Source organism: Acidovorax facilis (assembly GCF_023913775.1).
Taxonomy (GTDB): Bacteria; Pseudomonadota; Gammaproteobacteria; order Burkholderiales; family Burkholderiaceae_C; genus Acidovorax; species Acidovorax facilis.
Genome location: NZ_JAMXAX010000196.1, coordinates 1 through 7,963, shown reverse-complemented (window position 1 = coordinate 7,963; position 7,963 = coordinate 1). Strand labels below are relative to the sequence as shown.

General features: G+C 65.1%; 8 protein-coding genes. 6 read left to right on the top strand and 2 right to left on the bottom strand.

The genetic code is table 11. The features are described 5' to 3' along the window. The first annotated feature begins 262 nt into the window (after window positions 1-262). From NFX52_RS28565 to flhC, 5 genes are all read left to right on the top strand, one after another. Entirely contained in the window at window positions 263-1,567 is a 1,305-nt protein-coding gene (locus NFX52_RS28565; RefSeq protein ID WP_289781639.1) for an aromatic ring-hydroxylating oxygenase subunit alpha, read from the top strand. Between the two features lie 150 nt (window positions 1,568-1,717). After that, on the top strand, window positions 1,718-2,629 hold the full coding sequence (locus NFX52_RS28560; protein WP_055400504.1) for a DMT family transporter: 912 nt from the start codon (window positions 1,718-1,720) through the stop codon (window positions 2,627-2,629). A 102-nt stretch (window positions 2,630-2,731) separates the two neighbouring features. After that, window positions 2,732-3,634: a sulfurtransferase gene (locus tag NFX52_RS28555; protein WP_055400502.1), complete on the top strand. Its 903-nt coding sequence runs from the start codon at window positions 2,732-2,734 to the stop codon at window positions 3,632-3,634. Window positions 3,635-3,961: 327 nt separating this feature from the next. After that, window positions 3,962-4,288, top strand: a complete 327-nt coding sequence (flhD, locus tag NFX52_RS28550; RefSeq protein WP_055400499.1) for a flagellar transcriptional regulator FlhD — start codon at window positions 3,962-3,964, stop codon at window positions 4,286-4,288. A gap of 48 nt (window positions 4,289-4,336) precedes the next feature. Continuing rightward, window positions 4,337-4,897: a flagellar transcriptional regulator FlhC gene (gene flhC / locus NFX52_RS28545; protein WP_010459839.1), complete on the top strand. Its 561-nt coding sequence runs from the start codon at window positions 4,337-4,339 to the stop codon at window positions 4,895-4,897. 195 nt (window positions 4,898-5,092) lie between these two features. On the opposite strand, the gene NFX52_RS28540 is transcribed toward flhC, so the two are convergent. Together NFX52_RS28540 and NFX52_RS28535 are read right to left on the bottom strand one after the other, a co-directional pair. After that, window positions 5,093-5,674 (bottom strand): FlgO family outer membrane protein, encoded by a 582-nt coding sequence (locus NFX52_RS28540; protein WP_055400586.1) that lies wholly within the window; start codon window positions 5,672-5,674, stop codon window positions 5,093-5,095. Between the two features lie 11 nt (window positions 5,675-5,685). Beyond that, window positions 5,686-6,423: a hypothetical protein gene (locus NFX52_RS28535; protein ID WP_082437553.1), complete on the bottom strand. Its 738-nt coding sequence runs from the start codon at window positions 6,421-6,423 to the stop codon at window positions 5,686-5,688. Window positions 6,424-6,565: 142 nt separating this feature from the next. Here NFX52_RS28535 and NFX52_RS28530 point away from each other — a divergent pair, with 142 nt between their 5' ends. After that, entirely contained in the window at window positions 6,566-7,801 is a 1,236-nt protein-coding gene (locus NFX52_RS28530; RefSeq protein WP_156358809.1) for a spherulation-specific family 4 protein, read from the top strand. Window positions 7,802-7,963: the final 162 nt, after the last annotated feature.

The following is a 7,963-nucleotide window of genomic DNA, read 5'->3' as shown; positions in this document are numbered from 1 at the left end:
GCGCGGGTGAAAAACCGATGATTTTAGGCGCACCGGTACGCCCTTCGTGTCAGACGCGGTCCGATGCGTGACGCCGCTCTATTTTCAGAAAGCGATGTTTTCTATTCACGTAGCGGGGGTGCGGGAATAACCCCACCGCCTATAATCCCATTCCAGTCGAGCCGGCTAGCCACCCTAGCCGGTTTCCTTTTTTCCAGATGCGCATTCCCCGGCGCACCTCCCGCACTTTCTCCCTGTGGGGAGTCTTTAGGTCAGGTCACCCATGTCTGATTTAAGTCTTCAACTGCAGCAGGCCGCAAGCCAACTACCAGTTTCAAGCTACTTTGACGATGCGCTGTTCCAGCGCGAGCTGGACACCATCTTCCAGCGCGGGCCCCGCTATGTGGGGCACCAATTGGCGGTGCCCAACACGGGCGACTACTACGCACTGCCCCAGGAGGGCGAGGGCCGCGCCTTGGTGCGCAACGCCCAAGGCGGCATTGAGCTGGTGTCCAACGTGTGCCGCCACCGCCAGGCCGTCATGCTCAAGGGCAAAGGCTCGCTGAACATCCAGCAAAAGGGCAGCGCGGGCGGCAACATCGTGTGCCCCTTGCACCGCTGGACGTACAACCCCCAGGGCGAGCTGCTGGGCGCACCCCACTTTGCGCATGACCCGTGCCTGAACCTCAACAACTACAAGCTGCGCGAGTGGAACGGTCTGCTGTTTGAAGACAACGGCTACGACGTGGCCGCCGACCTGGCCCAGATGGGCCCGCGTGCCGACCTGGACTTTGACGGCTACGTGCTCGACCATGTGGAGCTGCACGAGTGCAACTACAACTGGAAGACCTTCATCGAAGTCTATCTGGAGGACTACCACGTTGGCCCCTTCCACCCGGGCCTGGGCAGCTTTGTGACGTGTGACGACCTGCGCTGGGAGTTCGGCAAGAACTACTCGGTACAAACCGTGGGTGTGGCCAACCGCCTGGGCAAGGCCGGCAGCCCGGTGTACGAGCGCTGGCACAAGGCGCTGCTGGACTATCGCGAAGGCAAGCCGCCCAAATATGGCGCCATCTGGCTCACGCTGTACCCGCACATCATGATCGAGTGGTACCCGCATGTGCTCACCGTGTCCACGCTGCACCCCATCAGCCCCACCAAGACGCTGAACATGGTGGAGTTCTACTACCCCGAGGAGATCGCTGCCTTCGAGCGCGAATTCGTCGAGGCGCAGAAGGCCGCCTACATGGAGACCTGCATCGAGGACGACGAAATCGGCGAACGCATGGACGCAGGCCGCAAGGCCCTGCTGGCGCGCGGTGACAACGAGGTCGGCCCCTACCAGAGCCCCATGGAAGATGGCATGCAGCACTTCCACGAGTGGTACCGCCAGGTCATGGGAAGCCCCCCCCTGAGCCACTTCGCGTCTTCCCCACACGGGGGGACGCCCCCGGCGCACGCAAGCGAAGCGCCGCATCCGCGGCTTGGCTGCCCTTGCGCGGGGGCACTGGCCTGGGCACCGCCAGTTTTGAGAGGCCCCAACCTGAGTTTGTGCCGTCGATCCGTGAAGTCTCGAACAGCGAGGTAAACGCTATCCATTCGCGACGACTACTCTGACCGCTCTCATTACAATAGCTGCCACCGCTTGATCCGCAAGCGCTGGCAGCTATTTTTATTTCAAGCCGTGCAATCCTATGCCCCACGTGCGGCGCGCGGCCTTTCACAGGATCACGTCACGATGCAAGCCCTCTGGATGGTGTTGGCCGCGTTCTTGTTTGCCAGCATGGGGGTGTGCGTCAAGATCGCATCGGACTTCTTCAACTCGGCCGAACTGGTGTGCTACCGGGGCCTGATCGGCATGGCCATCCTGTGGCTGCTGGCACGCTCTCAAAAAGTGACGCTGGCCACGCAATACCCCGGCATGCACGCCTGGCGCAGCCTGGTGGGGGTGGCGTCGCTGGGCGCCTGGTTCTACGCCATTGCCCACCTGCCGCTGGCCACGGCCATGACGCTCAACTACATGAGCAGCGTGTGGATCGCCGCCTTCCTGGTCGGCGGCACACTGTTGGCCTGGCGCCCTTCTGCGGCATCGCCACGGCCCGCCCTGCAAGGGCCGCTGATTCTCACCGTACTCACCGGATTCGTGGGCGTGGTGCTGATGCTGCGCCCCAGCCTGGACCAGAACCAGGCCTTTGCCGGGATGATCGGCCTGATGTCGGGCCTGACCGCCGCATTTGCCTACATGCAGGTGGTGGCGCTGTCGCGCCTGGGCGAGCCCGAATCGCGCACCGTTTTCTACTTTGCCGTGGGCTCTGCGGTGGCGGGGGGCGGGGCCATGCTGTTTACCGGCGTATCGGACTGGCCGGGCTGGCAGGCGCTGTGGCTGCTGCCCATCGGTGTGCTGGCTGCGGGCGGCCAGCTGTGCATGACCAAGGCTTACGCTAGCGCCAAGACCCAGCGCGGCACGCTGGTGGTGGCCAACCTGCAGTATTCGGGCATCGTGTTTGCCGCCGTCTACAGCGTGCTGCTGTTTGGTGACAAGATCCCGCCCATCGGCTGGTTCGGCATGGCCCTCATCGTGGGCAGCGGCATCGTGGCCACCATCCTGCGCGCGCGGGCTGCGCCCGGGGCACCTGCCGAAGAACACTGACGGATACAAAAACAGATACGGCCACACGAGGACACGCCCCACCGGGATGGCCACAATGGAGCCCCTTTCGACGCACTCCGTCACTTTGCCCATTTTCTGCCGATGACCACCTACACCACGCTCATCTCTGCCCCCGACCTGCAATCCCTGATCGCCAGCGGTGCGCCGCTGATGGTGTTTGACTGCAGCTTCGAACTGATGCAACCCACGGCTGGTGCCCAGCAGTACGCACAGGCGCACATCCCCGGCGCGGTGTACGCCAACCTTGACAACGACCTCAGCGCCAAACACGGTGCCCCCGGCGCTCACGGCACGCTGACCGCCCAGGAAGCCGACCAGCCGGCATCCGGTGGACGCCACCCCCTGCCCAGCCGCGAGCGTTTTGCCATGTGGCTGTCCAGCGTGGGTTTTGCCAACGGCATGCAGGCCGTGGTGTACGACCGCCAGGGCGCCAACTACTGTGGCCGCCTATGGTGGATGCTCAAGTGGGCGGGGCACGATGCCGTGGCCGTGCTCGACGGTGGGCTGCAAGCCTGGCAGGCCGCCGGTGGGGCGGTGAACAGCGGCGAAGAGCCCGCGCACTTTCAATCGAACTTTGAGCTGGGCGAGCCTTTACGCCAGCTGGTCACGGCCAGCGAGGTGCTCGCGCGCCTGCAGCAGCCCGGCCAGACCGTGATCGATGCCCGTGCAGGTGCCCGCTACCGGGGCGAAGTGGAGCCGCTGGACCCCGTGGCGGGCCATATTCCGGGTGCGCTGAACCGCCCATTTGCCGAAAACATCGGCGCGGATGGCCGCTTCAAGCCTGCTGACGTGCTGCGCGCTGAATTTGAAGCGCTGCTGGGCGGCCGTGACCCCGCCACCGTGGTGCACCAGTGCGGCAGCGGCGTCAGCGCCGTGCCCAATCTGCTGGGCATGGAGGTAGCCGGCCTCGGCCCGACGGCATTGTTTGCTGGCAGCTGGAGCGAATGGTGCAGTGACCCGGCGCGGCCCGTCGAAAAAGGGTAAACAGTACGGGCGCCGGTCGGTAACAGGCGCCAAGGGTTGCAAAAGCGCAAAAAAGATGGTTTTACGGGTGCTATCAAAACCATGAGCAGATACCGCACACACGGACCCGCGGTCGCAGCAAGCCACACCCTCTGAAATGCCGGACAGCGCCTGATCACCTTGTAGGGCAAATTCCTACACAGCCCACCGCAAAACCAGACACGCGGCACAGCCAAACCCCGACTTAATTTCTGATTGGGGCGGTTTCACAATCCATTTCAACGGATCACGCAAAACCTGCAATCAGCAGGCAACGCAAGACCCGGTACTGGAAAAAAGGAAGCTGCCATGACCAACGAACAAATCCTCGCTGAAATCCGCGAAGCCAACCTCACCTACCTGATGTTGGCCCAAACCCTGATCCGTCAGGACAAGGCCGAAGCCGTGTTCCGCTTGGGCATGAACGAAGAGTCTGCCGACATTCTGGCATCGCTGTCGCCAGCGCAAGTGATGAAACTGGCCTCCCGCAACACGCTTCTTTGCAGCTTCCGCGTGGACGACAACCTGGTGTGGAGCTTGCTCACCAACCACTCGGCCAAGAAGGTGGGCAACGAAGCCACCAACACGCTGCACGCCAACATCCTGATGGCCAGCCGCGTGTCGGAAGTGCTCTGAAGCATTTGCCCGCAGCCCTCTTCCCCCAGTCTCCACCGAAAGCCCGCCATGTCCACCAACGCCCCCGCTGCCAAAGCCCCCGCCAAGAGCGTGCTGAACGAATCCAAGCAGATCGAACGCGCGGCTATGCTGATCCAGATGGGCGCCCGCATGCAGGTGCTGGAATCGGAAACCACGCTGTCGTATGAACGGCTGATCCGGCTGTACAAAGAGATCGCGGGCAAGTCACCCTCGAAAGGCCAGCTGCCCTTCTCCACCGACTGGTTCCTGACCTGGCAAGAGAACATCCACAGCTCGCTGTTCCTGAACATCTACGAATACCTGTCCAAGGGCGTGGACCTGGATTCCGTGGAGCTGCTGACCAAAGCCTACCGCCTGTACAACGAACAGGTCGCCACGGCCGAGATCGAACCCCTGCTCTCCTTCACGCGCGCCTGGCGCCTGGTCAAGTTTGTGGACGCTGGCATGCTGACGCGCACCAAGTGCAGCCAGTGCAGCGGCCAGTTCGTGACCGAGCTGTATGAGAACCGCCACTTCACCTGCGGCCTGTGCAACCCACCCGCCCGCGCCGGCAAGAGCAAGACGGCAGGCGCACTCATGTTGCACTGAGATGGATATCAAAGCATTAGCTTTTTGCACCTACCAAACGGGCGCGCTAGCCTGATTCCCACCCCGACCGAAAAAATGGGCGCTGCACCCGCCAGGGCCGCCGCGCAAGGGCCGCCCCGCCGCGCTGGCGGCGTCCCACTTCCCGCGTAGCGCGAGAGAAGGGGGAAGCGGCGAAGCCGCTCAGGGGGATGTCATCTATCTTCCAGCCAGCAGCGCGCGCACGTTTTCATCCATTGGCACGGCATAGTTGTGCGCCGCCACCACGGTGTTGCCTACCGGGTTCACCAGCTTGAGGCTGATGTACACCACCGACGTGGAGACCGCATACGTGCCCACCACCACGGCCTGCGCGTTCTGCGACTGGCTCACCTCGCGCACTTCGCGCGACAGCAGCAGCTCACCCTGGTCGCGCTGCAGCAGCAGGTTCTCGCGCAGCTTCACCTCGGTCACCTTCAGACCCCGGTGCACCATGCGGCCCGCGATCTGCTCCGAGAAGATGCGGCCCAGCCGCGACGATTCAGTGAGCCGGTCCACATTGACCAGCGTGGCCACCAACACGGGCTGGTTGGCATCCAGCGGTGCGGTCTGCAGCAGCGCATCGGTGGCGCGTTCATTCAGCTCGATGAGGTTGGAGCGCGATATTCCGCCCGCCCGGTCACCGTAGTAGTAGCTGTGCATGGGGTTGGTGGTCTCGCAGCCCTGCAGCCCCCCCAGCGCAAGGGCGGCAGCCGCCCACCAGCTGGCGGCGCGTGCACCCCGGGGAGCTTGTTGCGACATCCACAGCCCCTTCATGGCGCCACCACCCGCCAAGTCTTGACGGGCGTCATCGGTGCAGGCGCGGGCGGCCGCTCGGGCTGATACAGCACCGCGTCGGCCCCCTCGATGTAATACAGATCGGCCGTTCCGGCCAGGTACCGGTCGCGCGACTTGAGCGTGGATGTGATCAGCACCTCGGTGCGCGTGGGTCCACCTGCGGCGGCGCCCTGGGTGTAGAGCTGGGCCATGTCCAGCGCCACCCCCGCCCCCACGCCCAGGGCCGTGGCCACACCCGGCAACAGGGTGCGGTCGGAATAGTGCACCGCCCAGTCGCGCCACACGCCCACGCCAGTGCCGATGATGGTGCCGGCCATGGGCACGGGCAGGCCGCGCGGTGAGCCAGACCCGTGCTGCACCAGTTGCGTCTGCACCTCCAGCTCCACCGCCGTGGGCACCGTGGACACCGCCACGCCCCGGTTCAGCAGGTGCACCTTGAGCAACTTGAGAAAGCTCTGGTTGAAACTGGAGTTGTCTGCCACCGTGACGTACAGCGGGTATTCGCCCTCGGGCCAGGACGCGATCTTTTCGGCCACGCGCCCGGCCACATCGCCCGCCAGCACATCCCAGTGGTGCACGGCGCGGGCTTTCTTCTGGCCGGTGGCGGGGTAGTTGTCGGCACGCGGCACGTCCAGCGTGCCGCAGCCGACCAGCAGCGCTGCGCACAGCAAGGCTGCTGCGGCGGCCGTAATGCGGTGAAGGAAGGATGGCATGTGGGCCATGGTACTGGCGCCCGCCTGCGGCAATCGGCGCAACAAGGCCGTTTTTCCCGGCCAAAGCGGCCGTTTCAGCCCTTGGAGCTGCTGGCGCAAGCCTTCACAATCAACCCATTCATACCAACCCTCCGTGAAGACCATGCTCACCACAACCCGCACCCACCGCCTCGCGTCCTTGATGGCCCTCACTGCGGCTCTGGCGGGCTGCGGCGGCGCCACGGACAAGGACAACAACACGACCGCCCCACCGCCACCCGCGAGCGCGCCCGTCACGCTGCATTTCGTGCAGCCCACCGAGAACGTGCTCGAACCCGGCGCCTCCGAGCCGCTGGCGGCCGACGTTACCGTCAACGGCGGCGCAGCCCCCAACGGCACGGTGGTCACCTTTACCGTCAACCCCTCCGCAGCCGCCACCTTCTCCCCCGTGGCGCCCACCACCGTGGCCAGCGTGGCCAGCACCACGCTCACCGTGAGCAGCCTGCCGCCCAGCGCCACCTTCCAGGTCAGCGCCACGGCCACCAGCAGCGCCAACACGGCGGGCGACAGCCTCACGTACTACGTGCGCCCCACCCACAAAAACCTGCAGGTGCTGGTGCCCGCGTATTTCAGCGCCAGCGGCACCTCATCGCCCTGGGCCACCCTCACCAGCGGCGCAGCCAGCTACCCGGACGTGCAGATCACCGCCGTGGCCAGCGCCAGCGACGGCGTGCTGACCGCGGACTCCGAGGTTGACGACGACCTGCTCACGGCCATCAAAGACTTCAAGGCCGTGGCGGGCACCACCAACAAAGTCGTCGCCTACGTGGCCACCTCGGGCAGCGGCGGGGCGCGCTCGGTGGCTGACGTAAAGGCCACCATCGACAACTACATCCGCCTCTACCCCGACCAGCTCGACGGCTTCTTCCTGGACGGCATGGCCACCGACAGCGCACGGCTGGCGTACTTTCAGGACGTCTACAACTACGCCAAGGCCCGGGCCTCGGGCATGAGCAAAGGCGCCACGCCGCCCAACGCACCCACGGTGATCGGCAACCCAGGCACCTACCCCGTAGCGGCCTATGCGGGTGTGGCCGACACGCTGGTCACCTACGCAGGCAATGCCGCCGCCTACCAGGCCACAGACCCCCAGCCCGCCAGCACCTGGGTCTACGCCAAGGACAACACCGCCCAGGCCATGCTGGTCCACACCGCCAGCACCTGCACCGACATGCAGGCCGCCGTGAAGCACGCCCACCGGCCCCGCCTGAACACCGGCATGGTCTATGCCACCAACCTGGCCATCGGCGCCTCGTGGTCGTCACTGCCCACCTACTGGCAGCAACTGCTGGGCACGGTGGATGCACTCAACAAGAAGCGCCCGCTGCCGCTGTGCTGATGCCACCGGGCAGGGCGCCGAACCCTGCCACACAGGCACCGCTGGCGGGGTGCCGGGCAAACCACCCGCCAGAGCGTGCGAACCGCCGCATCCCTCCGCCGACACGCTGCATGTCAGCCCGACCTACAACCCAGCAGGCCCGAGTCCCATCACAATCCGCGC